The organism is Rhizobium sp. NZLR1b, from assembly GCF_019685155.1.
Classification (GTDB): domain Bacteria; phylum Pseudomonadota; class Alphaproteobacteria; order Rhizobiales; family Rhizobiaceae; genus Rhizobium.
Genome location: NZ_JABDWC010000010.1, coordinates 134,434 through 159,944, shown reverse-complemented (window position 1 = coordinate 159,944; position 25,511 = coordinate 134,434). Strand labels below are relative to the sequence as shown.

Below are 25,511 nucleotides of genomic sequence, written 5' to 3'. Positions count from 1 at the left end.
AATCGGCGCGGCGGAACACCCGCCAAGTTCGGGCAAAACATGGCGCGCGCCCGCCGTGAAGGCAAGCCTTGGCGGCGCGCCGGGCGGCATTTAGACAGCCGGCGTTACAAAAATGCCCGCCTTGCGGCGGGCATCTTCAGGGTCGCGCGAGCGATCTCAGCGAACGAGAATGTTCTTGAACTGCCACGGATCCTTGGTGTCGATATCTTCCGGGAAGAGGCCTGGGCGGCCATCGAGCGGGGTCCAGTCGGTGTAGTGTCCCTCGACCGGGCCGAGATAGGGCATCTGTACTTCGAGGCAGCGCTTGTAGTCGATCTCGTCGGCCTCGACGATGCCGGCATTCGGGTTTTCCAGCGCCCAGACCATGCCGGCGAGAACAGCGGAGGTCACCTGCAGGCCAGTGGCGTTCTGATAGGGCGCGATGCGGCGCGTTTCTTCCAGCGACAGGCGCGAGCCATACCAGTAGGCGTTCTTCTCATGGCCGTAGAGCAGGACGCCGAGTTCGTCGATGCCGTCCTCCAGTTCGTCCTCGTCGAGAACGTGGTGGACCGGCTGCGCCGTACCGCCATTGCCGAACATCTCATGCAGCGAGAGCACGGCGTCGTTGGCCGGGTGGTAGGCATAGTGGCAGGTCGGGCGGAAGGTCACTTCGCCGTCCTTGTCACGGACGGTGAAATAATCGGCGATCGAGATCGACTCGTTGTGGGTGACGAGGAAGCCGTATTGCGGGCCGGGCGTCGGGCACCAGGTGCGTACGCGGGTGTTGGCGCCCGGCTGCTCCAGGTAGATCGCCGCCTTGTTGCCCTTCTTGTGCTTCTTGGCGTTCTTCGGCATCCACTCTTCATGCGTGCCCCAGCCAAGTTCGGCCGGCTGCAGGCCTTCGGAGATGAAGCCTTCGACGGACCAGGTGTTCCAGAAGACGTTGAGCGGCTTCGGATGCTTGGTGCGCTGGGTGTCGCGCTCGGCGATGTGGACGCCCTTGACGCCGAGCTTCTTCATCAACTTTGCCCAGCCTTCGCGATCGTGCTGGTCCGGTTCCTCGAATTTGAGGCCGGTGTCGTTGGCGAGATTGACAAGCGCCTGCTTGACGAACCAGGAGACCATGCCCGGATTGGCGCCGCAGGTGGAGACGGCGGTGGCGCCACCCGGGTTCTTTGCCTTTTCCTTGCGCATGGTTTCGCGCAGCGCATAGTTGGTGCGGTCGGCATTGCTCATGCCCTTGTCGAAATAGAAGCCGAGCCAGGGTTCGACGACGGTGTCGACATAGGGCACGTCATGCTTGCGGCAGAGCTTGATAATGTCGAGCGAGGAGGTGTCGACCGAGAGGTTGACGCAGAAACCCTGGCCTTCGCCTTCGGTCAGCAGCGGCTTCAGCAGTTCCTTGTAATTTTCCTTGGTGACATATTCCTTGATGTGGCGAACGCCGTGCTTCTTCAGAATCTCCATGTCGGAGGGCTCTTCGCGCGGGTCGATGACGACCATCCGGCTCTTGTCGAATTTGAAGTGGCGCTCGATCAGGGGCAGGGTGCCGCGGCCGATGGAGCCAAAGCCGATCATCACGATCGGACCGGTGATTTCGGCATATACCGGATAGTTTTGTTCCGTCATTCTTTTCTCCTATGGAAGGGGACGAAGGCGTTCAGCCCGAAGAATTCTTTTGAAATTGCCGCAGAGATGCGAAGTGACCGGCTCTAACCATAAAACGGCGTCACAATAAAGAGCGTTGAGGGGGAAAGGGCAAATATCGGGTCGGCGAGGGACGACGGGATCATCCGACCGGCCTCTCTAAAATCAGCGCTTCAGGATTTCCAGCCCTTCGGCCGTCGTCGTCACCGCAAGCTCGGTGATGTCGTATTCGGCAACACCATGGATTGTAAAGGGATCGGCGGCGACATAGGCCTCGATTGTGGCGCAGTCGCCGACTGCCAGGATCGCGCCGCCGGTGCGCGGCACCTTGCGGCCGGAGGCGAGGAACCAGCCCTTCGCATAACCCTCCTTCACCCAGGCCAAGTGCGGCTCCATATGCCGGTCGGCTTCGTCATTGGATTTGATGTAGGTGAGGGAGAGAATGAACATGGTCAGTTCCTGACGAGGTTTGCGCGGATCAGGCCGCGCAGCGAGTTGCCGATATAAAGCGCGCCGGCATCGAGATCGGCAAGCGTGAGGCGGCCGACATGCGCCTTGCGGGCGCAGATCAGCTCCGTGCGCAGCACGCCGGCGAGCAGGCCGCAGGAGATCGGCGGGGTGCGCAGCATGCCGGTTCCGTCGTCCAGGAAGATCGAGGTGATGGTGCCCTCGCAGACTTCGCCGCGTTCGTTCAAAAGAATGACTTCGTCGGCCTCGTCGAGCCTGTATTCGGCGCGTGCGCTTTCGTAGACGGCGCGGCGGGTGGTTTTGACGCGCAGCAGCCTGTCGGTGGAGTTCAGACGTGTCTCGGCAAGGCGCACGGTCCAGGTGGTGTCGGGCGCCAGCGGCACGAACGCGGCGCTTGTCACCTCGATGTGGCCTTGGGCGTCGAAAGTCAGGCGGACACGCAGCCGACCGGCAGCACCGGCAACGGCTTCGTCAAGCCTTGCCATGGCGTCGATCGGTTGCGGGAAGCCAAGGCGACGGGCGGAGCGGGAAAGCCGGGCGAGATGCAGCCGCAGGCGGATAAAACCCTCACCAGGCTGCCAGCGCAGCGTCTCGACCAGCGAAAAATCGATCATCGTGCAATCCATTGGTCGCCGACGGCGAAGCGGGCCTTGAGCAGGCATTCCTCATATTCGGCCTCGGCTGTGGAATCAAAGACGATGCCGCCGCCGACATTGAAGACGGCTCTGCCGCCGTCAAAAAGCGTGATGGTGCGGATGGCGACGGAAAAGCGCATGGCGCCGCTCGGCGAAATCATGCCGATCGCGCCGCAATAGGCGTCGCGGGGCGTGTCTTCGAGCGCATGCAGAATTTCCATCGACCGCATCTTCGGCGCGCCGGTGATCGAGCCGCAGGGAAAGAGCGCGGAGAAGACGTCGCGGATCGAAAGATCCGGACGGAGCCTTGCCTGCACATGGCTCACCATCTGGTGGACGGTCGGATAGGTCTCGATGTCGAAGAGCTTCGGGACGTCGAGCGTGCCCACCTCGGTGATGCGGGAAATATCGTTGCGTAGCAGATCGACGATCATGCGGTTTTCCGCCTGCGTCTTGATATCGCGGCGCATGGCCTCGATGATTTCGGCATCTTCGGCCGCGGTAGCGCCGCGTTTCGCAGTGCCCTTCATCGGATGGGTCTCGATCCAGCCCTCTTCATCAATGCGGAAGAACAGTTCCGGCGAGCGCGAAAGGATAACCGGACCGCCGAGATCAACCAGCGCGCCGTATTTGACCGGCTGGCGTTCGATCAGCGACCAGAAGGCAGCACGGGGATCGCCGTTCCAGCGGGCCTCGACCGGCATGGTGAGGTTCGCCTGATAGGCGTCGCCAAGCCGCAGGTGCTGGTGCAGGCGGTCGAAGCGCTCTTTATAGAGAGGGAAATCCCAGGCAGCCTTGGGGGCCGTCAGGAATTCCTCGTTTTCGAGGCGCTGTTTTGGTTGGGCAAGCGGGTGTGTGTCCGGCTGCGGGGCGTCGAAGACGCCGAAACAGAGTAGCGGCGTTTCACGGTTTTCCCCGGCGAAGGGAGCGAGTTTTTCTTCGAAGAGATATCCGGCCTCGTAGGCCATGTACCCGGCGAGCCATTTGCCCTCGGCCTTGGCCTCTTCCATTCGGGCAAGGCCGGCAAAGAATTCGCCCCGCGTCCTGGCAATAATGATCTCTGCCGGCTCGGCGAAAAGCATCACCTGTCCTGATGTGTCGTCGCGGTAGAGAATAGAGGGTTGGGTTTCGGCCATCAGCGGCGTCTTTTCTTGGAGCACGATCCCTTATCCGCCTGCCGGCGCCTCTCCCCGCCTGCGGGAAGAGGTCGGCCGTGGGGAGGCAGATCAGGCAGCTCTATCCAAAGCTTCCAATTCGTCGATCAGCCCTTCGATCATCGACAGGCCCTGGCTCCAGAACGACGGATCGGTGGCGTCGAGGCCGAAAGGCTTCAAAAGTTCCGAGTGGTGCTTGGTGCCGCCAGCCTTCAGCAGTTCGAAATACTTTTCCTGAAAGCCCTTTTCGGCTTTCTGGTAGACGGCATAGAGCGAATTCACCAGGCAATCGCCGAAGGCATAGGCATAGACATAGAAGGGCGAATGGATGAAATGAGGGATATAGGCCCAATAGGTCTCGTATCCTTCAGAAATGTTGATCGCCGGCCCGAGGCTTTCCGACTGGACGGAGAGCCAAAGTTCGCCGATGTCGTCGGCGGTAAGTTCACCTGATTTGCGGGCGGTGTGGAGCTTGCGCTCGAATTCGTAAAAGGCGATCTGGCGCACGACCGTGTTGATCATGTCCTCGACCTTCTGGGCGAGCATCGCCTTGCGCTCGCGCATGTCGCTGGTTTTTTCCAGGAGCGCGCGGAAAGTCAGCATCTCGCCGAAGACCGAGGCGGTTTCGGCAAGCGTCAGCGGCGTCTGGCACATCAGCGCCCCTTGCGCGCCGGCCAGAACCTGGTGCACGCCGTGCCCGAGTTCATGGGCAAGCGTCATCACGTCGCGCGGCTTGCCCATGTAGTTGACCAGCACATAGGGGTGGGCCGAGGGAACCGTCGGATGGGCGAAGGCGCCGGGCGCCTTGCCGGGGCGGACCGGGGCATCGATCCACTGCTCGTCGAAGAACCGCCTGGCGATCGCCTCCATCTCGGGGGCGAAATTGCCGTAGGCCGAAAGTACCGTGTCCTTCGCCTCGGGCCAGGAGATGACGGCAGTGGAGGTTTCCGGAAGCGGCGCGTTGCGGTCCCAGAAATTCATCTGCTCCATGCCGAGCCATTTCGCCTTCATCTTGTAATAGCGGTGCGAAAGGCGGGGATAGGCTTCGCGGACGGCGGCGGCCAACGCATCGACGACCTCGCGCTCGACGCGGTTTGCCAAGTGGCGGCTGTCGGCAATGTCCTCGAAGCCGCGCCAGCGGTCGGCGATCTCCTTGTCCTTGGCAAGTGTATTGGTGATCAGCGTGAAGGTGCGGATATTCGCCTTGAATGTTTCGCCGAGCGCCATGGCGGCCTTGCGGCGGGCTTCGGGGTCCTTTTCCTGCAGCCTGTTCAGCGCCACTTCGAGCGGCACTTTCTCGCCATCGATATCGTAGCGAAGTTCCGCCATGGTTTCGTCGAAGAGGCGGTTGAAGGCAGCGGCCGATGTCATCGATTTTTCGAGGAAGAGCTGTTCCAGCCTGTCGTCGAGCTGGTAGGGCTTGTCCTTCCTAAGGTCGATCAGCCAGGGGCGATAGTGTCCGGCGGCGGTATCTCTAGCCATGGAGGCGTCGATCACCGCGTCGTCGATGCGGTTCAGTTCCAGCGCGAAGAACAGGAGATGGCCGGAAAATTCGGTGATCTTGGTCTGCACGTCGCCATAGAGCTTGCCGTTTGCCGGGTTGGTGGTGTCGGAGAAATAGGTGAGGCCGGCAAAGGAGCCGAGGCGGCCGATGATGTCGTCCAGCGCCTCATACTCCTTCAGCGCCGCGCCGATGCCCTCAGTGCCGGTCTTGGTCGCCGCCGCGGCCAGTTTGCCCTTCCACTTTTCTTCAAAGGCGATCGCGGCCTTGCCGGCCTTTTCCATGTCGGCGACGAAGGCGGTCGAGGTGGCGGAGGGATAAAGATCCTGCAGCTTCCAGACCGGCAGATCGCCGAGCGCCGGATCGGTCGCCCCAGCTGGCGCTGCTGCCGAGAAAAGAAGGCTGGCGTGCGGGAGCTTGATTTTCATGGGGCAATTCCTCTCCACTTTCATAACAGGTCTGCTTGAATAAGCGCGAGAAGGCCCGGCATCAAGGGCCTTTCGGCGCAAGAAAGGCATCGGTTCGGCACGAAAATGACCCGTTCCAATCGTTAAAATGCAATTATTTCTCAAAACTGGATGTTCAAGCCTTCCTGTCAGAGTGCGCTCAATGGTTTCGCATGAAGTGAGGCGACAATGACCGGTTACAATGAGCTCAAGGGAGCAGGGCAAATCCTCGTGGTCGAGGACGACCCCGTGCAGCGCCGCCTGCTTAAGAATGCAATCGAGCGGCACGGCCATGTCGTGCACCAGGCGGAAAACGGTCGCATCGGCCTGGAAATGGTCAAACGCGACAGCGGCCTTTTCAGCGTCATCGTGCTCGATCTGATGATGCCGGAGATGACCGGCCTCGAGTTCCTCGACGCGCTTCACGAATTCGGCACGCAGATCCCGGTCATCGTTCAGACGGGGCAGGGCGGTATCGAAACGGTGGTGCAAGCGATGCGGGCCGGTGCCTTCGACTTCGTCGTCAAGCCGGTCTCGCCCGAGCGCATCGCCACCTCGATCTCGAACGCGATGAAGCTCGACCAGCGCGAGGTGAAGGCGCGGGCCGGCCGCCGGTCGCGCTCAGGCTCGGTCGGCTTCGACGACATCGTATCGGCAAGCCCGGCGATGATCCGCGTCATCGATCTCGCCCAGCGGGCGGCTCAGTCCAATATTCCCGTCGTGCTCGAAGGCGAATCCGGCGTCGGCAAGGAATTGGTGGCGCGTGCCATCCAATCCGGCGGCGACCGCTCGAACAAGCCCTTCGTCACGGTCAATTGCGGGGCGATCCCGCATAATCTCGTCGAGAGCATTCTCTTCGGCCATGAGAAGGGTGCGTTTACCGGCGCGACCGAGCGCCATATCGGCAAATTCATGGAAGCCGACGGCGGCACCATTTTCCTGGACGAGATCGGCGACCTGCCGCTCGATGTGCAGGTGAAGCTGTTGCGCGCCGTGCAGCAGGGAGAGATCGAGACCGTCGGTGCGCGCACCGCCCATAAGGTCAATGTCCGGCTGATCTCGGCGACCAACAAGGATCTGATCGAGGAGGTCAAGAACGGCCATTTCCGCGAGGATCTCTACTATCGCCTCAACGTCTTCCCGATCACCATTCCGGCGCTGCGCAAACGCAAGGAGGATATTCCGAATCTGGTGCGTGTCTTTGCCGAGCGCTTCTCCAGCGAGCAGAAAAATGGTCGCCGCATGACGGTGAACTCGGGCACGCTGGCGTTGCTGACCGCCTATGACTGGCCAGGCAATATCCGCCAGCTCGAAAACGCTATCTTCCGCGCGGTCGTTCTCGCCGAAGGGCCGGAGCTGACCGAGGGGGACTTCCCGCAGATCGCCGCCCAGCTTCCGGAATACGAAGTCGTGGATCACCTGGCGCTCGTTGCCGACAATACCGGCCTCGATCCCGACGACACCTATGGTGAGGATTTCAGGGCGTCGATCTCGGGAGCGGTGCATCACCGTCTGTCCGAAGCCTCCGAAAACGCGATCGCCAGCGTCAATCCCGCCGGCGACGTACGCAGGCTTGCCGATGTCGAGGAAGAGCTCATTCGATTCGCGCTCAAATTCTATCGCGGGCAGATGAGTCAAGTGGCGCGCAAACTTGGCATTGGCCGGTCCACACTTTATCGCAAGCTCAAGGATTACGGTATAGACCCCGACAATCCCCAGAAAGATGCGGCTTAAGCGCTTTTTGTTAAGACTAAGGCAACCACGATTTGTTACTGGTCATAAACCACTTGTTAGTGGCTCGTTCACTATGTAAAGAAAAGGTTGATCATGTGTGGCATTTTTGCCATCGTGTGACCGCATTTGACAGTCATCTGAGACAGTACGGGACATTGTCTGTCTGACGGGGATCGAGTTGCCGAATCTGAATGGGAATTCCAAGCGTTCGCGCTTGAGCTGGCGTTTGTTGTGCGCCGACATTTGCGGAAAGGCAATAAGGACGGCAGCGGCCGCCCTTCTTGCGCTCGCGGTTTCCTCACCGGTATTCGTTGGTACACCTTCGCAGGCCGCGGGCGACACCCGCAGCCTCAAGCTCTATTTCATCCATACCGGCGAAAAAGCCGTCATCACCTACAAGCGCAACGGCAAGTTCGACCCGAAGGGTCTGGAGCAGCTGAACCGCTTCCTGCGCGACTGGCGCAAGAATCAGCCGACGAAGATGGATCCGCGCCTGTTCGACCTGATCTGGGACGTCTATCGCCAGAGCGGTTCGAGGGACTACATCAACGTCGTCTGCGGTTTCCGTTCGCCGGGAACCAACGAGATGCTGCGCGGCCGCTCGCGCAACTCAGGCGTCGCCGAAAAGAGCCAGCATATGCTCGGCAAGGCGATGGACTTCTTCATTCCGGACGTCAAACTCGCGACATTGCGCGGGATCGGCATGAAGATGCAGGTCGGCGGCGTCGGCTTCTATCCGAAATCGGGATCGCCCTTCGTGCATATGGACGTCGGCGGCGTTCGCGCCTGGCCGCGCATGAGCCGTGACGAGCTTGTCCGGCTTTTCCCGAACGGCAACACCATTCATATTCCGGCTGACGGCAAGCCGCTGCCGGGCTACCAGCAGGCGATGGTCGACTACAAGCGCCGCGTCAGCGGCACGCAGATGGAGATCGCCAGCGCCTCCGAATCGGCGCCGAAGCACAAGACGCTGTTTGCAGCGCTGTTCGGCGGCGGAGCGGATGAGCAGGAAGACGATACGGACGATTCGACCCCTGTTGCCGTCGCCAAGGCGACGCCGCCGAAGTCCGAGCCAGCCCCTGCCGAGCCGCAACAGACCGAGGTCGCCGATCTGAACGCGCCGGTGCCGCAGGTTCGCCCGGCATTCAGCAACCAGCCGGCCGGCAGCGACGTGGCGAGCGCGCTCGTCGCACCGTCTTCGGGTAATGCGGCGCAACAGGCTCTTGCAGCGGCCCTTCCTGCCGATCAGGCCCAACCGCAGCAGTTTGCCGATCTCAGCGCCTATAGTATTCCGGTCCCCTCGCTTCTCGGCCCGCGCCGTGCGCCTGGCGACGCCGAGCTTGCGTCGCTGACGGGCGCCAATGCGCTGCCGGTTCCGACGCCGGTCGAACGCCCTGCCGTTGCCGAGAACCTTCTTGCCGCGGCCGATGCCGATCCCGAAGCGGAGGCCGACGAAGCCGATCAGGACGCGTTGTCTCCCGCCGTCGCCGATGCGCTCGACCAGCAGCGAAACGAGGGTGCGGAAAGTCAGATCGCGTCGAAGGCGCCGCCAATCACAGTAGAGCAGGCGATCAACGCCGCGATGACGCAAAAGGCGCCTGCCGCAAAGCCGCCGCTCGAACTCGCCGCCTTGGCGCCGATGTCCAAATCGGCAAGCTTTGGTGACGGCTTCGACGAACCGGCCACCGAAAGCGCTGTGGCTCAGGGACTTCCTGCCAAGGGCGGCCGCCCGACACACAAGGAAGCCGCCGCAGCCGATGCCAGCCGCGCGGCAGTGCGCACCGAGCCGAAGCTGACGGAAAAGATGATCTCGCAGTGGGCGCTGACCAATGCCCGCCTCGAAATGGCCTCCAAGCAGGTCAAGGCGCCGCGTTTCGTCAGCCAGACGATGCGTGCCCAACCAACCGCCGTCTATGCCGAGGGCTTCAATGTCAAGACCGCTTCGGTCGACCCCGCCCGCTTCAGCGGCACGGCGGTGAACTTCATGCAAGTGCGCAAGTTCAACACGAACTGAGCCGGCCGATCATGAAATATCGAAAACCGTCGGAGCGATTCCGGCGGTTTTTCTTTGTCCGCTTCGACCGAGGCGAGGTGACCGTTTAGCCAAGTGTGTTTCAGGGCGTGATGCCGAAAGTGTGAGCGGTTTTCTTATGACATCCTGTTCTAAAGCGCGTCGCATCAAGCTTGATTCATGCGACGCGCTTTAGTCCTTTGTTTTATGCATGTCGTTATCCCGGAACCGCTGCACACTTCCGGGCGACCTGCATTGGGCAAAAGAAAAGCCGCCGGAAGGCCCGGCGGCTTGTCGGCATCCGCGATGCGCGGCGGATCAGCCTTCCGGCGGCGACTCGATCATACCGAGCGCGAGCAGGTAGGTGTCGAGGATGGCTTCCTCCTCCATGCGCTCCTGCTCGTCCTTCTTGCGCAGCGCCACGACCTTCTTCAGGATCTTGGTATCGAAGCCGGTTCCCTTGGCTTCGCCATAGACGTCCTTGATATCGTCGGCGATGGTCTTCTTTTCTTCTTCCAGCCGTTCAATGCGCTCGATGAAAGCGCGAAGCTGATCGCGGGCGACGCCATGAGCATCAGACATCGTGTTCTCCTGATTTTTCGGGTGATCAATTTGGATGCACGTGACTGCCGCGAAGCGGCGTCACGGTCAAGCCTGTTGTCGGCAAGCCAAGCTATTTGTGTGGGTTGTTCAGTTCAAAAGCAGCCTTTTGCACAGGCGAGGCCTCGTTCTGGTGAAGATTCTTCCAGTCTTCATACGGCATGCCATAGACCATCTCGCGCGATTCGTCCCGGGTAATTGGGACACCCTCAGCCTCGGCGGCTTCGCGATACCAGTTCGACAGGCAGTTGCGGCAAAAGCCGGCCAGGTTCATCAGGTCGATGTTCTGAACGTCGTTGCGCTCGCGAAGATGTGCGAGGAGGCGGCGGAAGGCTGCGGCCTCGAATTCGGTCTGCTGTGTTTTGCTGAGCGCGGTCATCTCGCTTTCCTTTCTTCACCAGGGGCCTTCGGGGGCCTTTCACTCAATAGGGACCTGTGCGCGACAGGTGGACGTCGTATTCGTGCAGGGCCGGATCGGCATTCATCGCCGCAAAGATCGGCGCCAGGCGTTCGGCCCATGCCGATATTCCGGCCTCGTCTGCGATCAGGTCCTGGCGCACCTCGAGCAGCGCGTGCGGAATGCCGGTGATCATGCAATGCTGGTACATGGTATCGCCCTTCAGCGCGCCGTCATAGGGTTCGTTATCGCCGACGACAAGATCGGGATCGGCGCGCAACCTCTGGAGCAGCGGGCCGACGGCGCGGTGGTCGCTATCCCAAAGCACGGCGGCGTGCCAGGGGCGGGGAATGCCCTTCCAGGCCGGGGTGAAGGAGTGCAGCGACAGCACCAGCGGCGCCCTGCCGGTGGCATTCGCCACCTTGTCGATCGTTGCGGCCACGGCGCCGTGATAGGGGCGATGAAAGGTTTCGATGCGGGCATTCCACTCCTGCGGCGTGATCGGATGATTGCCTGTTATGACGGCGCCGTCGGAGATCTTCATGATCAAGGTGGGATCGTCTTCGCCGCGGTTCGGGTCGATCAGCAGGCGCGAAAAGCCGCCGAGTACCGCGGGCACGCCGAGCCTCGCCGAAAGCTGCCGCGTCAGCCCCTCAATGCCGATGTCATAGGCGATGTGGCGGCCGAAGGCGGCGTCGGGCAGGCCGAGCCGGCCATATCGCGCCGGAAGGCGGTTCATCGCGTGATCTGCGAGGATCACCATGCCTTTGTCATGTTTGCCGGGTAGGATTTCGAAGGATTGGAAGTCGTCCATCAGGAATTGCCGTTTGTCATTGCGCAGTCGGTGGCAGTGATCGCATGCGTCTGCGCCACGTTCAAGCGCCGCAGGCGGACAGCGGTTGAGCCGGACCCTCGACGGGTGGTTTGTGAAAGGAAATATAATCGATTAGCATTGCGTTGACTTTCGCTTGACGGCGGCGCAAGAAGACACCGATACGAATAACCGTGGAGCTATTTGGGAGCCGTGTTGATCCAAGCCGCGCCAAGTTTCCTCACGCGGTCCGGACCGCTGGTCCGTCTCGCTCTGTTCGCTCTTGCAGCCATCATGCCGTTTTTCATCGCAGATGCCGCACGCGCCGATTTTCGCGTCTGCAACGGAACGCAAAATCTCGTCGGCGTCGCGATCGGCTACCGGGCCAAGGATGGCTGGATGACCGAGGGCTGGTGGCAGGTGCCGGCAACGACCTGCGCCACGTTGATCGAGGGAGAATTGCAGTCGCGTTATTATTACCTCTACGCAGAGGACGCCGCCCGGGGAGGACGATGGACGGGCGACGTGCAGATGTGCGTGGCGGAAAACGAGTTCAAGATTACGGGTGTGCAGGATTGTTATGCCCGCGGTTACCAGAAGATGGGATTCAAGGAATATGATACGGGCCGCCAGGGTAGCTGGATGGTCCAACTCTCCGACACCCCAGGGACGCAAGAAAGCCAGAATTGATGAAGCGTAATCGCAAAATTAAAATCCTCGCCACCCTCGGGCCTGCCTCCGCCGAGGAATCGATGATCGAGAAGCTGCACCAGGCCGGTGCCGATGTCTTCCGCATCAACATGAGCCATGCAAGCCACGACCTGATGCGTACGCTGATCCAGCGCATCCGCTCGGTTGAAGCGCGCTGCGGCCGGCCGATCGGCATTCTCGCTGACCTGCAGGGACCGAAACTGCGTGTCGGCAAGTTCGTCGACAGCAAGGTCGACCTGAAGCCCGGCCAAACCTTCACGCTCGACAACAACGAAGCGCTCGGTGATCAGAACCGCGTCTTTCTGCCGCATCCCGAGATCCTGGAATCGGTGCAGCCCGGCCACCGCCTGTTGATCGATGACGGCAAGCTCGCGCTCCGCGCCGAAAAATGCGACGGCAAGAGCATCGTCACCACTGTTATTTCGGGCACGCGCATCTCCGACCGCAAGGGCGTCAGCCTTCCCGACACGCTGCTCGGCGTCGGCGCACTGACAGACAAGGACCGCGCCGACCTCGACGCCGTGCTCGCCACCGACGATGTCGATTGGGTGGCGCTGTCCTTCGTCCAGCGTCCCGATGACCTTGCCGAAGTGCGCAAGATCGCCCGTGGCCGTGTCGGCCTGATGTCAAAGATCGAAAAGCCGCAGGCGCTCGAGCGTATCGAGGAAATCATCGAGCTTTCCGACGCGTTGATGGTCGCCCGCGGCGATCTCGGGGTCGAAATGCCGCTCGAATCGGTTCCCGGTATCCAGAAGCAGCTGATCCGCGCCTGCCGCCGTTCGGGTAAGCCGGTGGTCGTCGCCACGCAGATGCTGGAATCGATGATCTCCTCGCCGGTGCCGACGCGCGCCGAAGTTTCCGACGTCGCAACCGCCGTCTTCGAAGGTGCGGATGCCGTCATGCTCTCGGCCGAATCCGCTTCCGGCGATTATCCGGTCGAGGCCGTCTCGACCATGGCGTCGATTGCCACCGCCATCGAGCGCGAGCCGCATTATCCCGGCATCATCTACGCCCAGCGTGCCCAGCCCGAAGCGACCGGCGCCGATGCGATCTCGCTTGCTGCCCGTCAGATCGCCGAGACGCTGAAGCTGTCGGCGATTGTCTGTTACACCTCGTCGGGCACGACGGGCCTTCGCGCCTCGCGCGAGCGGCCGCAGGTGCCGATCCTGGCGCTGTCGCCGATCATCAAGACGGCACGCCGCCTTGCCGTCGTCTGGGGCCTGCATTGCGTCGTCACCCATGACGCGACCGATCTCGACGACATGGTCAACCGCGCCTGCCGCATCGTCGCCGACGAAGGCTTCGGCAAGCCGGGCGACCGCATCATCATCTCGGCCGGCGTGCCGCTCGGCACGCCCGGCGCCACCAATATGATCCGCATTGCCTATATCGGCTCCGACGGCCAAAGCGGCATCTGATCCGATCGGTCCGTTTGAAAGCCCGCTGCCTCAAGAGGCGGCGGGCTTTTTCTTTGACAGGACAGCATTGCTAAGCGCTGCTGTGCGTGCAAGTTTCGATCCCTGGATTGGGAGGGATCATCATGGATATCGTCACGCTTCTGGCTTTTGCAGCCGTTTCTTTTGTCGGTATCGCCACACCGGGGCCGACGGTGCTGCTGGCGCTGACCAATGGTTCGAGGCATGGCCTGCGCCGGGCGATTGCCGGCATGATCGGCGCGGTGCTTTCCGATTTCGTGTTGATCGGCGCCGTCGCGATCGGCCTCGGCGCCTTGCTGGCGGCATCGGAATTCTGGTTTTCAATGCTGAAATGGGCGGGTGCTGCCTATCTCGCCTTTCTCGGCATTATGCTGCTGCGCTCGAAGGGCACGATCGATGCGGCGCTGAAATCCGGGGCGTCTTCGAGGGCGATATCTCCCTTCTCGATCGGACTGAAGAGCTTCATGGTCGCGGCGACCAATCCGAAGGGCTATTTGTTCTTCTCGGCCTTCCTGCCGCAGTTCATTGATCCCACCCTGCCACAGGCAACGCAGTATGCGCTGCTCGCGCTCACCTTTGCCGCACTCGATTTTCTCATCATGTTCGGCTACGCCTTTTTCGGCTCGCGGGCGGTGCGTTTCCTGAAAACCTCGGGCGCCCTATGGTTGGAACGGGCTTGCGGCGGCGCGCTGTTGGCGCTTGCCGGCTCGCTCGCCTTTTATCGCCGGGCAATTGCTTGAGCTCAGGGTCGAGCCAGGGATAGATGGCCGACGCGATAGGCCTGCGTGTGCGCGTCAATTTCAGGAATTTCTCGCCACAGCCTGAAGCGCACCCGCGTCCATGTCGTCGGCTCGAAGCCGGAGGCCGAGGCGAGTGCGCCGCCGGTCGCGACGTCGGCCGCAGCCTCCGCGCTGTCGGCACGGCGGATTTCGGTGAGCGGCGCGTAGGGCTCGATACGCAGTACATCGCGCGTGGCAAATCTGGCCGCGGCGACGTCCGGCGAGATTTCTGCCTGCCAGACGATCCAGGTCCTCACCTGCGGCCAGCCGAAGGCGCCGGTGAGCGTTTGGAAAGCCGGGCCGCAGAGGAAGTCGCTTGCCCCTTCCGGCTCTTGCCAGAGATAGAAGGGCGCATAGAGATTGTCGCGGCTGCCGAATTCGCCCTTAAGGGCACTGAGATAGGCCTTGAAGCCGAGATTGGGAAAGCCGTCGAGCAGCGGACCTTTGTCGCGGATGCGGCGGTCGATGACCGACATGTCGTAATCGGCGGGCAGGGTAAAGCTGTACTGCATGGCGATCATGACCGGGCCTCCACCGGCTGCAGCCATTCGACGATGCTTCCGTTTTCGGCCGGCTGGATGCTGATATAGCTGAAAGGGCTGTCATCGGCTGCGCCATGCCAGTGGCGCTCGCCGGGGGCAAACCAGACGGCGTCGCCGGCGCGCAGTTTCTCGACGGGACCACCCTTGCTCTGTGCCAGCCCATGACCCGAAAGCACGTAGAGCAACTGGCCCCTGGGGTGCGTATGCCAGCGTGTGATAGTGCCGGGATCGAGTGTCGCGCGCATTGCGGTGTTCTCACCGTCGGCCCCGCCTTCGAGCAACATTTCGACCCAGAAAGGCGCCGTTGCAACGCCTTCCGGCGAGCGCACCGCCCTGCCGGGGCGCCTGATGGTCATCGTCTTCGGGTTCAACGTGGTCATTGCCGGCCTCCGACCGTCCGCAGCCGCCAGTCGGGATCGGTCATCTGGGCGATGCCGTTGCCGAAAGACCAATCATCCGGTGCGCTGGTGCTGATGACGATCATCACATCCTCGGGCCGGAGGCCCGGCGATTGCGCCAGAAGTTCGCCGAGCCGCCGATAGAGCGCAGCCTTCATCTCGGCTGTCCGGGGCCTGCCGATCGTGATCGAGATGTAGACGAAATCGTCGGAGCGGGGACCGGCGAGGTAGCTGCGGTCGAAGATCAGCTCGTTATAATCATGCTGATGGATGGCCTGGAAGCGGTCGTTTTCGGGCACGTCGAAGGTCTCGACCAAGGCACGCTGGATGTTGTCGGCCAGTGCGGCGAGATAGTCCGACGACTTGCCTTTGCGAAGCGAAATTCGAACGAAGGGCATCTGGATCTCCATGGTTCAGGCCGTTCGTCGGCCTTGACAGCAGAACCATCGCACAGCACAATGATGCTGAAAATCAGAAAGTTATGGATCGATGATCCTGAAAAATGGGATTATAGAATGCGGCGGACAATTTTCGATCTCGATGTGCTCCGTACCTTTTCGACCGGTATGGAGCTCGGCAATTTCGCCAAGGCGGCCGAAAGGCTCGGGCGTTCCACCTCGGCGGTCAGCGCGCAGCTGAAGAAGCTGGAGGAGCAGGCCGGCACGCCGATCTTCCGCAAGGTGGGGCGCGGCCTGGCGCTGACCGACGCCGGCGAGACGATGCTCGGTTATGCCAGGCGGCTGCTGGAACTCAACGACGAGGCGGCTGCGGCCGTGCACAGCGTCGAGCTGGAGGGCTGGGTGCGGCTCGGCCTGCAGGAGGATTTTGGCGAAAACCTGCTGCCGGAGGTGCTCGGCCGCTTCGCGCGTGCCCATCCGAAGGTCCGCATCGAAGCGCGGGTGGTGCGCAATGCCGAACTGCTCGAGCGCGTCACCTCAGGCAAGCTCGATCTGGCGCTTGCCTGGAGCGATGGCACACGGACTTCGCATTGCGAGCAGATTGGCGAGGTGCCGATGCGTTGGATTGGACCTGTCGAGGGAGCCCCGGGCTGGCATGCGGCAAGCGGTGAGCCGATGCCGCTCGCTTCGCTGGAGGCGCCATGCCTATTGCGAAGTGCTGCGACCCGGGCACTTGACGAGGCGGGCATTTCCTGGCGTCTCGCCTTTGTCAGCCCCAGCCTCGGCGGTCTCTGGGCAGCGGCGGCGGCGGGCCTCGGCATCACCATCCGTACACCGATCGGCCTGCCGGCAAAGGTCCGACCGCTGGCGCCGGAGACGATTGGCCTGCCTGATTTGCCAAAGCTCGGTTTGGTCCTGCATCGGGCCGAAGCCGAACCGCAACCGGCTGCGGCCCGGCTTGCCGAACTCGTGCTGCAATCGGTGCATGGCGCCCTGCGCGGGACGGCGGCCTGACACATCACATCTGCCGTTGCTGTAGGGCGGTGCGCCGAATTGCCTGCGGCGGCTGGCCGAAAGCGCGCAGGAAGGCACGGCGCATGCGCTCGTGATCCCCAAAGCCGGTTTCGCGGGCAACGACGTCGATCGGGTGGCGGCCCTGCTCCATCATCAGGCGGGCGGCTTCCAACCGCAGGTTCTCAACTGCCTTGGCCGGTGATTGTCCGGTCTCGGCGCGAAAGGCGCGGCTAAACTGGCGGAGGCTAAGGTGGGCCGCTTCCGCCAGTTCCTCAACTGGCAGCGCCGATTTCAGATTGCTGCGGGCGTAGGCGAGTGCCTTCTGGATGCGGTCCGATTTGGGCTCCAGTTCCAGAAGGGCGGAAAATTGCGACTGGCCGCCGGCCCGGCGATGATAGACGACGAGCTTGCGGGAAATGGCACGGGCCACCTCGAAACCGTGATCCTTCTCAACCATCGCCAAAGCCAGATCGAGACCGGCCGTCATACCGGCCGAGGTCCAGACGGAACCGTCGATGATGAAGATCCGGTCTTCTTCCATTTTTATTTTTGGATATCGGCTTTGCAGTTGGCGCGAGACATACCAATGCGTCGTCGCCCGACGGCCGTCGAGAATGCCGGCTTCGGCAAGAAAGAAGGCGCCGGTGCAGATCGAGGCCAAGCGACGGGTAGCGGGCAGGGCGGCGCGGATGAAGTCGGCTTCTGCTGCGCTCGGCAGCCTGACGCCAGGCGCTCCCGCCACGATCAGCGTGTCGAGGGCCGGGTCGCCAAAGGCCTCCGTCTCCATCACCATGCCAAGCGAGTTGGCAATCGACCCACCATGTTCAGAGAGATAATGGATGTCGTAAGCCTTTTCCTCAAGTTCGATATTGGTGAACTCGAAGGCGGAAACGGCCGCCAAGCTCATAATCTGGAAGCCGGGATAGAGCAGAAAGCCAATTCGTTGCACGATCATCAGATCCCAAATGATGTCCTGAAAGGTGGTATATATGACATTCAGGACATGCGCAATCGGGCGTAAGACTCTCCTCAAGCGCAGGGCATCAGGCCAGGGCGTATTCAAGGAGACGGATCATGACACAGGAACTGAAGGGCACGGCGCTGGTGACCGGTGCATCCTCGGGCATCGGCGCAGTCTACGCCCATAGGCTGGCGAAGCAGGGTTACGACCTCATCATCGTCGCCCGCAACGGCGAACGGCTGAAGTCGCTGGCAAGCCGGTTGACGGCGGAAACCGGCCGGACGGTCGAGACTGTCGTGGCCGATCTCGGCGACAAGACAGGCCTCGCCCGCATCGAAGGCGTACTGAAGGAAGACCGGAGCATTACGCTTCTCGTCAACAACGCCGGCGTCGGCGGAACGGCGCCGCTGCTTTCCTCCGATGTCGACAAGATGCAGGCGATGATCGAGCTCAATGTGACGGCGCTGACACGGCTGACCTATGCCGTCGTGCCGGGTTTCGTCGCCCGCGGCGGCGGTACGATCATCAATATTTCTTCCATCGTCGCGATCTCCCCAGAGATGCTAAATGGCGTCTATGGCGGCACGAAAGCCTTCGTACTCGCCTTCAGCCAGTCGCTGAAGCATGAGCTGGCGGAAAAGAACATCCGCATTCAGGTCGTGCTGCCCGGCGCCACTGCGACGGAATTCTGGGGCATCGCCGGCACGCCGGTCGAGTATCTGCCGAATGAGATCGTGATGTCTGCAGAAAACATGGTCGATGCGTCGCTCTCGGGCCTCGGGCAGGGCGAGTTCGCAACGATCCCGTCACTCGAGGATGCAGGCCTGCTTGCCGCCTACGAGGAGGCGCGTCAGGCGTTGATGCCGAACCTGTCTCGCACCGTGCCGGCGGAACGCTACAAGATCGCATGACGGTCGCCGATGAAAGACCGTCCGCCGCTGCTGCTGCGGACGGGTCACGGGCGTTCCTGAAATCCGAGGCCGTTTACAGCCTGCGCCGACACGGTATCTCAGCCGAAGCGTCCCAGCGCCATGGCGAAGATATCGGCATCGACATTGCCGCCTGAGGTAACGGCGACGACGGTGTCGCTTTCCAGCGCCTCGCCATGGAAGAGGGCGGCAGCAAGCGCCACCGCCCCGCCGGGCTCGACGACGATCTTCAGCCTGACGAAGGCGAGCGCCATGGCGCGCAGCGCCTCATCGTCGGTGACGACGATGCCGGCGCCGGCGAGACGCTTGAGGATCGGGAAGGTGATATTGCCAGGCTGCGGCGTGAGGATCGCATCGCAGATCGAGCCTGCTGTCGACGCATTACGTTCGATCCTGCCGGAGGCGAGCGAGCGGGTGGTGTCGTCGAAATCCTTGGGCTCGCAGGGGCGGACGCGAAAGCCGGGGGCGCTGGCTTCGAGTGCGAGCGCGATGCCGGAGGTCAATCCGCCGCCGCCGCAGGGAACGAGGACTTCAGCTGACGTCACGCCTTCCTCTTCCGCCTGCTCTGAAATCTCCAGACCGGTCGTGCCCTGACCGGCGATTACCAGCGGTTCGTCGAAAGGCTTGATCAGTGTCAGGCCGCGCTCGGCCGAAAGCCTCGCGCCGATCTCGTCGCGATCCTCATTGACACGGTCGTAGAGGACGACGTCGGCGCCGAAGGCGCGGGTGTTGGCGATCTTCAGCTTCGGCGCATCGCTCGGCATGATGATGACCGAGGGCACATTGTGCAGCTTTGCGGCAAGCGCGACGCCCTGGGCATGGTTGCCGGAGGAGAAGGCGATGACGCCCTTGGCGCGCACGGCCGGATCGAGGCCGGAGACGGCCGACCAGCCGCCGCGAAACTTGAACGAGCCGGAATGCTGCAGGCATTCCGCCTTCACGAACAGGCGCCGGCCGGCGATTTCGTTGAGGAAGGGGGAGGAGAGAAGCGGCGTACGCCTGATGTGACCGCGCAGACGGGCGCGGGCGGCGACAATCATTTCAATGCTGACCATTCGGGAATCGTCCTGCTTGCGGGTTCGCTCTTGCTTAGGGTGCGGCAAGCGACTTGTGAACGGCGACTTTGTCACCGTGACATAAATGGTGCATCGCGTTTGCCGCTCGCTGCAAGCTGCCGACGTCAGTAGCCGTTGGCCGAACCCTCCGCCGCGCGGCTGTCCATGGCCCCATTATACCGCGCACCGCCGCCCTTTTCGATGGCGGCGAGGCTTTTGCCGCCGACGAGGATGCCGGCGGCCTGGCCCCAGAGCGGCGCGTCATTGCCGCCATCGAAGCTGTAGCCCATGGCGGCGAGGGTCTTTTCCGTATCGGGCGACAGCGCATAGGGTTCGAGATAGACCTTGTCGGGCTGCCATTGATGGTGGATACGCGGCGCGTTCACCGCCTGGCTGATATCCATGCCGAAATCGACGACGTTGAGGATCGCCTCCAGCGTAATGGTGATGATACGCGAACCGCCGGGGCTGCCGATCACCATGAAGGGCTTGCCGTCCTTGGTGACGATCGTCGGGCTCATCGAGGAGAGCGGTGTCTTCTTCGGAGCGATGGCATTCGCTTCGCCCTGCACCAGGCCGTAGAGGTTCGGCACGCCGGGCTTGGAGGTGAAATCGTCCATCTCGTTGTTGAGCAGGACGCCGGTGCCCGGTGCCACGACGGCGGCGCCAAAGGAGCCGTTCAGCGTATAGGTGACGGCAACGGCATTGCCCTCGTCGTCGATGATCGAATAATGCGTCGTCTCGGTACTTTCCTTGCCGCCGAGCGGTTTGAGGTTGGCGGAAGTGCCAGCCTTGTAAGGATCGATCTTGGCGTCGATTTCCTTGGCATAGGCCTTGTCGATGAGTTTTTCGACCCGATTCTCGACGAAATCGGGGTCGCCGAGCGCAGCATTGCGATCGACATAAGCATAGCGCATGGCCTCGACCATGACATGGACGGTGTCGGCTGAACCGTAGCCCAGGTAGGAAAGTGGATAATTTTCGAGAACGTTGAGGATCTCGCAGATGATGACGCCGCCGGAGGAAGGCGGCGGTGAGGAGATGATGTCGTAGCCGCGATAATTGCACTCGACCGGCTTCAACTCGCGCACGGCATATTGCTCGAAATCCTCCTTGGCGAGGATGCCGCCCTTGGCCTGGCTTGCCTTGACGATCGCCTCGGCGGGTGCTGCCTTATAGAAGGCGTCCGGACCTTTTTGGGAGATGCCTGCCAGGACCGCGGCAAGGTCGGGCTGCTCGAGCTTTTCGCCCGATGCATAAGGTTTGCCGTCGGGTTTCAGGAAGATCTTCGCCGCCGCCTCGTCTTTGGCGAGCCGCTTGGCGCTGCCGGCGAGGCTCGCGGCGTCGCCCTGTTCCAGCGTGAAGCCCTCCGTGGCGAAGCGCAGTGCCGGTGCGATCAAATCCTGGCGCGACTTTGTACCGTATTTCTCGCGGGCGGTTTCGAAGCCCATGACGGAGCCTGGAACGCCAACGGCAAGATAACCGTCGAGGCTGGCGCGCGGCACGATATCGCCCTTGGCATCGAGATACATGGTCTTCGTGGCGGCGAGCGGCGCACGTTCGCGAAAATCGAGGAAGGTCTTCGTGCCGTCCTTCAGGCGGATGGTCATGAAGCCGCCGCCGCCGAGGTTGCCGGCCGAGGGATAGACGACCGCCAGCGCATAACCGACGGCGACGGCTGCATCGACGGCATTGCCGCCGCCCTTCAGCACCTCGACGCCGACATTGGTCGCCAGGTGCTGGGCAGTGACGACCATGCCGTGCTCGGCTTCGACAGGGGCAGGCGAGGCGGCGAGCGCCGGAGTCAGGCACAGCGACAGGGCTGATATGACGGAGATCGTCCCGATATGCAGGCGGCCCATGACTTCCCCTCTAGTGGACAATGATGGGAAGCATATGGGGCTGCGGCGGCCCGAGGCAATGCAAGGTTTGGCTTTAGGCGAGAAGCTCGGCGAGTTTCCGGTTGGTGTCCTCATCATCCAGCGGGGTATAGACAACGAGCTTCATCTCCGGCCGGCTCGTCAGCGTCAGCGCTGTATGCTCGAAGCACATGCGGCCTTTTACCGGATGGTCGATGCGCTTGATACCCGACAGCGGGCTGACGACTTCGTGGCGCTGCCACCAGTCACGAAATTCAGAGCTTGCCTGTTTCAGCAGGGCGATCAGTCGCTCGAAATCCGGATCACCGGCATAACGCGCGCTGTCGGCGCGAAACATCGCCAGCGAGACGCGGGCAACCGCCTCCCAATCGACGAGGAGCCGACAATGCGTCGGGTCGGCGAAGAGGCGATGCATGATGTTGCGCTCGTCACGGTCGAGCGTGTCATAACCGCCGAAGAGTACTTCGGCGGCGCGGTTCCAGGCGAGCACATCCCAGCGGCGGCCAAGCACATAGGCCGGTTGGTGCGTGAGGTTGGCGAGTATGCGCTGTAGCGGTTCGTCGACGCATTCGGGTATGCTGGATACTGTCTGCGACGCCTGGCGGTCATTGAGGGTGAAGAGATGTTGGCGTTCGGCCTCGTCGAGACGCAGCGCATCGGCAAGGGCATTGAGCACCTGTGCGGAGGGGCGGACGTCGCGGCCCTGTTCCAGCCATGTGTACCAGGTAGTGCCGACGCCGGCGAGCATGGCGAGCTCCTCACGCCTCAAACCCGGCGTGCGTCGCCGAAAACCCTCTGGCAAGCCGACCTCGAATGGCGTCAGCCGCTCGCGACGAGAGCGCAGGAAGGCCGCGAATTCACGGCGGCGGGCTTCGAATGTGTCGGCTCTCTGGTCCATGCCAGGGATCATATCAGTATCGATACCAGGATAAAAACAGAACTGTTTGACGTTTCCAGGCGGCGCATGATGCAGGCGTCGCTGGTGGTCGAAGCGCCTGCGGCTCGATTAATTTAGGAGCAGCATCATGTCTTTACAGCATGTCGTCGTCATCGGCGGTTCTTCCGGCATCGGCCTCGCCACGGCGAAATTACTTCTGAAACAGGGATATACGGTCACCATTGCGGGCCGCGACGGCGAAAAGCTTGCCGCAGCAAAAGCATCGCTCGACGGCGATCTGCGCAGCCTCGTGCTTGATGCGACGGATTTTTCCACACTCGGGCAGGCCTTCGCCGGAATTGGCGCGTTCGGTCATCTGGTGCTGGCGATGGGCAGTGGTCACGGCGCCGGACCTTTTGCGACGCTCGACATGGCGGATCTGCTTGCCGGGTTCCAGAGCAAGCTCATTCCGCATGCCGCGGCGGCGCAGGCGGCATTGCCAGTGCTTGAGCCGGGCGGCAGCATCACTTTCGTTTCGGCGGTCAGCGCGCAAGCCGCGATGCCCGGCACGGCTGGCCTTGCGGCCGTCAATGCCGGCATCGAGGCGATGGTGCCGGTGCTGGCCGCCGAATTGAAGCCGCTGCGCGTCAACGGCGTTTCACCTGGGGTCGTCGATACGCCGTGGTGGGGTTTCCTGCCGCCCGAGCAGCGTGGCGGCGTGTTTGCTGACTTTGCCAGCCGCACGCCGGTCGGCCGCGTCGGCAGGCCCGAGGACATCGCGGAGGCGATCGCCTTCCTGATCGGAAACGGCTTCATGAGCGGCCACGTCATCACCTGCGACGGCGGTGTGCGTCTCAGCGCCTGATGCAGGTTTAATGCATGTTGCCCGGAAGTGTGCAGCGGTTCCGGGATAACGACATGTATAAAAACAAAGGACTGCAGCGTTGCCGCCGAGAAACGCGAGCCGGAGAGGTCATACGCCGTGCAGGGCGCCAGGCCCCAACGAGGGTACGGTTCCAAGCGTTTGATCGCGTAATGCGGCGGCAAGTCTCTCTTCGGCTCTGCGGGCGATTGCCTGCAGGTCGCGTGGCTTGCCGGCGATTTTTTCGATGGCGGCAATGGCGACATCGGTTGCGAGATAATCCGGCTTGTGGCCGACACCGCGAACGGTAATGAGCTCGGAGCCTGTTATGTCGCGGGCCAGGCCGCGCGAATGCAGGTGCTCCCACACGATCTCGTCGCTGTCGCCTGTTATGATCACGGTCGGCGCGGTGATCCGCGCATAGAGCGGCGACTGTTCCTTCACATAGGCAAGCAGTCTTTTAAAATCGGCCGCGTTGCTGTGGAAAGCGTTGGGTCGCAGCACCAGCGACGGACCGGTCTTTTCGATGTAATCGGCCGGGCGTGGATTGGGGCGGAAAATATTCAGTGTGCCGCGTTCCACCCGGCTCAGCCCGAGGGGCACGACGATCGCGTGGTTGAAGAGCCAGCCGAGGACCGGCACGGTTGCGACGTGATAATACCAGTCGATGCCGCCGGGCCAAGGGTGGGTGGCGGGTGCGAGGAAGAGCAGGCCTGATGTCTTATCGGGATGGCGCAGGCCGAAGGCGGCTACGATCGCACCGCCGAAGGAATGGCCGACGATAACAGCCCTTTCGATGCCGCGCTTTTCCATCAGCCTGGCGATCGCATCGGCCTGACCGGAAGGAACCGCGTTTTCAGGACCGCCGCGTTCGGAATAACCGTGGCCGGGACGATCGACGAACAGCATTTCCGCCCGGCCTTCGAGATCGGCGCGGAAGGCAACGATTTGGTCGAGCAGATTGCCGCTGGCGCCGTGAATGAAGACGAGCGCCGGCAGATCCGCATTTTCGGGACGCTCGATATGGACGGCGTTCATTCGGTAGCCGCCGACATCCGTCAGTTCGCCGATATTCGGATAGGCATATTCGAATTGCCGCGCCTTGTAGGAGGAGAAACCGATGGCGGCGGCGAGCGGGGCGAGAAGAGCGGAAACTTCTGCAAACATGATCTTAACGGCCGATAGTTGCGGCGGTTTTGCCGAGAGCGGACGCGCTGCGTCGTTTCCCGTCTACAGTTCTAAATTGCGCGGCTTGGCTGGAGGTCAAGATCGGCGAGCCGAGATCAGGTGCGGTTGCCGGCGAGTTTTTCCGCAAGCGTGTTGACCTGTTCCTGGGCGGTGCGCTCGGCGGGATAGACATCGAGGAAACGCTCCCAAGCCTTCAAGGTCAGCTGGTCGTTGCCGGAGTTGCTGAGGATTGCCGCCATGCCGGAGAGCGCGCCGAAATGGCGCGGCTCGAGATCGAGCACGTGTTCGATATCCGACATGGATTTGCGATAATTGCCCATGACGAAGTTCAGCGTGGCGCGGCGGTTCCAGCTTTCAGCATAATCGGGCTTCAGCGCGATCGCCTCGTCGAGGAAATCGAGGGCGGCGGGATTGCGCTTTTCCTCGATTGCCTTGTCGGCCCACTGCATCAGCAGATTGACAGTGGCGCTGCCGGAATCGTTCCATTCCATGCGGATTTCATTGGCGATGCCGTTGGCCTTGTCAGGGTCGCGCTCGCGTTTCAACTGGCTGAAGAGTTGGTCGAGGTGTTGCTTCGGCGAATTGGTGACGTCCGTCTGCTCGACGATGACGTTCTTCTCCGCCGCAGCGGCCGGAAAGGCGGAAGTGAGGAGGATGAGGGCGAGCGGCAGCGCCGCTGACGTCAAAGCAAAAAAGCGCATGGCGGACATATTAGCCCGCCAACGCCGAAGATCAAACAAATTTGACGTGATCACCGCAGCGACCCACCGGATATATCTGCCGAGGCAACTGCGCGGCAAGGCGATCCGGGCGCGCGAAATCAGCCCTGACGAGCCTTGAAGCGCGGATTCAGTTTGTTGATGATATAGATGCGTCCCTTGCGGCGAACCAGACGGTTGTCACGGTGACGAGCCTTGAGCGACTTGAGCGAATTCTTGATCTTCATTTTTCTGATCCGCGATCTCTATGGGGGAATTCACATTCGCCCGTATCTTTAACAATCAAAAGCGCGCCATCGGGCGCGCTGTTTAGGTGGGGGAGCAGATACCCCGTCACCTTTTCCGTGTCAACCGCATGACGGTGTTTTTCCCAAGGCGC

General features: G+C 62.0%; 26 protein-coding genes. 8 read left to right on the top strand and 18 right to left on the bottom strand.

Going from position 1 to position 25,511, the window contains the following annotated elements; all coding sequences use genetic code 11:
* Positions 1–156: 156 nt before the first annotated feature.
* The 5 genes from HJB84_RS16950 to HJB84_RS16930 all read right to left on the bottom strand — a co-directional run bounded on the left by HJB84_RS16950 (position 157) and on the right by HJB84_RS16930 (position 5,812).
* Positions 157–1,608: a homospermidine synthase gene (locus HJB84_RS16950; RefSeq protein ID WP_007631624.1), complete on the bottom strand. Its 1,452-nt coding sequence runs from the start codon at positions 1,606–1,608 to the stop codon at positions 157–159.
* A gap of 183 nt (positions 1,609–1,791) precedes the next feature.
* Complete coding sequence (locus HJB84_RS16945; protein ID WP_207581751.1) at positions 1,792–2,076, bottom strand: YciI family protein; 285 nt, start codon at positions 2,074–2,076, stop codon at positions 1,792–1,794.
* 2 nt (positions 2,077–2,078) lie between these two features.
* Positions 2,079–2,708, bottom strand: coding sequence for an aminotransferase class IV family protein (locus HJB84_RS16940; protein ID WP_207581750.1), 630 nt, complete (start codon positions 2,706–2,708; stop codon positions 2,079–2,081).
* Positions 2,705–3,865, bottom strand: a complete 1,161-nt coding sequence (locus HJB84_RS16935; RefSeq protein ID WP_207584374.1) for an aminodeoxychorismate synthase component I — start codon at positions 3,863–3,865, stop codon at positions 2,705–2,707. The genes HJB84_RS16940 and HJB84_RS16935 overlap by 4 nt, the downstream gene beginning before the upstream one ends.
* A 90-nt stretch (positions 3,866–3,955) precedes the next feature.
* Positions 3,956–5,812 (bottom strand): M3 family oligoendopeptidase, encoded by a 1,857-nt coding sequence (locus HJB84_RS16930; RefSeq protein WP_207581749.1) that lies wholly within the window; start codon positions 5,810–5,812, stop codon positions 3,956–3,958.
* A 207-nt stretch (positions 5,813–6,019) separates the two neighbouring features.
* Here HJB84_RS16930 and HJB84_RS16925 point away from each other — a divergent pair, with 207 nt between their 5' ends.
* Both HJB84_RS16925 and HJB84_RS16920 read left to right on the top strand, forming a co-directional pair.
* Positions 6,020–7,564, top strand: coding sequence for a sigma-54 dependent transcriptional regulator (locus HJB84_RS16925; RefSeq protein ID WP_207581748.1), 1,545 nt, complete (start codon positions 6,020–6,022; stop codon positions 7,562–7,564).
* 178 nt (positions 7,565–7,742) lie between these two features.
* Positions 7,743–9,578, top strand: a complete 1,836-nt coding sequence (locus HJB84_RS16920) for a DUF882 domain-containing protein (protein ID WP_221116421.1) — start codon at positions 7,743–7,745, stop codon at positions 9,576–9,578.
* Positions 9,579–9,893: 315 nt separating this feature from the next.
* On the opposite strand, the gene HJB84_RS16915 is transcribed toward HJB84_RS16920, so the two are convergent.
* The 3 genes from HJB84_RS16915 to HJB84_RS16905 all read right to left on the bottom strand — a co-directional run bounded on the left by HJB84_RS16915 (position 9,894) and on the right by HJB84_RS16905 (position 11,386).
* Positions 9,894–10,157, bottom strand: coding sequence for a DUF2312 domain-containing protein (locus tag HJB84_RS16915; protein WP_007631616.1), 264 nt, complete (start codon positions 10,155–10,157; stop codon positions 9,894–9,896).
* Between the two features lie 91 nt (positions 10,158–10,248).
* Complete coding sequence (locus tag HJB84_RS16910) at positions 10,249–10,554, bottom strand: DUF1244 domain-containing protein (RefSeq protein ID WP_207581746.1); 306 nt, start codon at positions 10,552–10,554, stop codon at positions 10,249–10,251.
* 43 nt (positions 10,555–10,597) lie between these two features.
* Positions 10,598–11,386 carry an N-formylglutamate amidohydrolase gene (locus HJB84_RS16905; protein WP_207581745.1) on the bottom strand — a complete coding sequence of 263 codons (789 nt, stop codon included), beginning with the start codon at positions 11,384–11,386 and terminating at the stop codon, positions 10,598–10,600.
* A gap of 201 nt (positions 11,387–11,587) precedes the next feature.
* On the opposite strand from HJB84_RS16905, the gene HJB84_RS16900 reads away from it, so the two are divergent.
* The 3 genes from HJB84_RS16900 to HJB84_RS16890 all read left to right on the top strand — a co-directional run bounded on the left by HJB84_RS16900 (position 11,588) and on the right by HJB84_RS16890 (position 14,270).
* The gene (locus HJB84_RS16900; protein WP_089152718.1) at positions 11,588–12,073 is read left to right on the top strand and encodes a DUF1036 domain-containing protein; all 486 of its coding nucleotides are present in this window, start codon (positions 11,588–11,590) and stop codon (positions 12,071–12,073) included.
* Positions 12,073–13,512 carry a pyruvate kinase gene (gene pyk, locus HJB84_RS16895; RefSeq protein WP_207581744.1) on the top strand — a complete coding sequence of 480 codons (1,440 nt, stop codon included), beginning with the start codon at positions 12,073–12,075 and terminating at the stop codon, positions 13,510–13,512. The genes HJB84_RS16900 and pyk overlap by 1 nt, the downstream gene beginning before the upstream one ends.
* A gap of 122 nt (positions 13,513–13,634) precedes the next feature.
* Positions 13,635–14,270 carry a LysE family translocator gene (locus HJB84_RS16890; RefSeq protein WP_221116420.1) on the top strand — a complete coding sequence of 212 codons (636 nt, stop codon included), beginning with the start codon at positions 13,635–13,637 and terminating at the stop codon, positions 14,268–14,270.
* A 2-nt stretch (positions 14,271–14,272) separates the two neighbouring features.
* Here HJB84_RS16890 and HJB84_RS16885 read toward each other — a convergent pair whose 3' ends face one another.
* The 3 genes from HJB84_RS16885 to HJB84_RS16875 are packed head-to-tail and all read right to left on the bottom strand — an operon-like array spanning position 14,273 to position 15,647.
* Positions 14,273–14,830, bottom strand: coding sequence for a DUF4865 family protein (locus HJB84_RS16885; protein ID WP_221116419.1), 558 nt, complete (start codon positions 14,828–14,830; stop codon positions 14,273–14,275).
* Positions 14,827–15,231: a cupin domain-containing protein gene (locus tag HJB84_RS16880; protein ID WP_221116416.1), complete on the bottom strand. Its 405-nt coding sequence runs from the start codon at positions 15,229–15,231 to the stop codon at positions 14,827–14,829. Before HJB84_RS16880 ends, HJB84_RS16885 begins: the two co-directional genes overlap by 4 nt.
* Positions 15,228–15,647 (bottom strand): tautomerase family protein, encoded by a 420-nt coding sequence (locus HJB84_RS16875; RefSeq protein WP_221116415.1) that lies wholly within the window; start codon positions 15,645–15,647, stop codon positions 15,228–15,230. Before HJB84_RS16875 ends, HJB84_RS16880 begins: the two co-directional genes overlap by 4 nt.
* A gap of 117 nt (positions 15,648–15,764) precedes the next feature.
* On the opposite strand from HJB84_RS16875, the gene HJB84_RS16870 reads away from it, so the two are divergent.
* The gene (locus HJB84_RS16870; protein ID WP_207581739.1) at positions 15,765–16,661 is read left to right on the top strand and encodes a LysR substrate-binding domain-containing protein; all 897 of its coding nucleotides are present in this window, start codon (positions 15,765–15,767) and stop codon (positions 16,659–16,661) included.
* Positions 16,662–16,665: 4 nt separating this feature from the next.
* Here the strand turns inward: HJB84_RS16870 and HJB84_RS16865 are convergent, their stop codons facing one another.
* Entirely contained in the window at positions 16,666–17,610 is a 945-nt protein-coding gene (locus HJB84_RS16865) for a GlxA family transcriptional regulator (RefSeq protein ID WP_405048983.1), read from the bottom strand.
* 125 nt (positions 17,611–17,735) lie between these two features.
* On the opposite strand from HJB84_RS16865, the gene HJB84_RS16860 reads away from it, so the two are divergent.
* Positions 17,736–18,533: an SDR family oxidoreductase gene (locus HJB84_RS16860; protein ID WP_207581737.1), complete on the top strand. Its 798-nt coding sequence runs from the start codon at positions 17,736–17,738 to the stop codon at positions 18,531–18,533.
* Between the two features lie 98 nt (positions 18,534–18,631).
* Here HJB84_RS16860 and HJB84_RS16855 read toward each other — a convergent pair whose 3' ends face one another.
* The 3 genes from HJB84_RS16855 to HJB84_RS16845 form a co-directional block, all read right to left on the bottom strand.
* Positions 18,632–19,606, bottom strand: coding sequence for a threonine/serine dehydratase (locus HJB84_RS16855; RefSeq protein ID WP_221116413.1), 975 nt, complete (start codon positions 19,604–19,606; stop codon positions 18,632–18,634).
* A 125-nt stretch (positions 19,607–19,731) separates the two neighbouring features.
* Positions 19,732–21,468 carry a gamma-glutamyltransferase gene (gene ggt / locus HJB84_RS16850; RefSeq protein WP_221116412.1) on the bottom strand — a complete coding sequence of 579 codons (1,737 nt, stop codon included), beginning with the start codon at positions 21,466–21,468 and terminating at the stop codon, positions 19,732–19,734.
* Between the two features lie 73 nt (positions 21,469–21,541).
* Positions 21,542–22,396 carry a helix-turn-helix transcriptional regulator gene (locus tag HJB84_RS16845; RefSeq protein WP_207581734.1) on the bottom strand — a complete coding sequence of 285 codons (855 nt, stop codon included), beginning with the start codon at positions 22,394–22,396 and terminating at the stop codon, positions 21,542–21,544.
* Between the two features lie 115 nt (positions 22,397–22,511).
* Here HJB84_RS16845 and HJB84_RS16840 point away from each other — a divergent pair, with 115 nt between their 5' ends.
* A complete protein-coding gene (locus HJB84_RS16840; RefSeq protein WP_207581733.1) occupies positions 22,512–23,228 on the top strand; it encodes an SDR family oxidoreductase in 717 nt (238 codons plus the stop codon).
* A 108-nt stretch (positions 23,229–23,336) separates the two neighbouring features.
* Here HJB84_RS16840 and HJB84_RS16835 read toward each other — a convergent pair whose 3' ends face one another.
* The 3 genes from HJB84_RS16835 to ykgO all read right to left on the bottom strand — a co-directional run bounded on the left by HJB84_RS16835 (position 23,337) and on the right by ykgO (position 25,359).
* Entirely contained in the window at positions 23,337–24,392 is a 1,056-nt protein-coding gene (locus HJB84_RS16835; protein WP_221116411.1) for an alpha/beta fold hydrolase, read from the bottom strand.
* Positions 24,393–24,508: 116 nt separating this feature from the next.
* Complete coding sequence (locus HJB84_RS16830) at positions 24,509–25,123, bottom strand: hypothetical protein (RefSeq protein ID WP_207581731.1); 615 nt, start codon at positions 25,121–25,123, stop codon at positions 24,509–24,511.
* A 110-nt stretch (positions 25,124–25,233) separates the two neighbouring features.
* Positions 25,234–25,359, bottom strand: a complete 126-nt coding sequence (ykgO, locus tag HJB84_RS16825; protein WP_003566454.1) for a type B 50S ribosomal protein L36 — start codon at positions 25,357–25,359, stop codon at positions 25,234–25,236.
* Between the last annotated feature and the right edge of the window lie 152 nt (positions 25,360–25,511).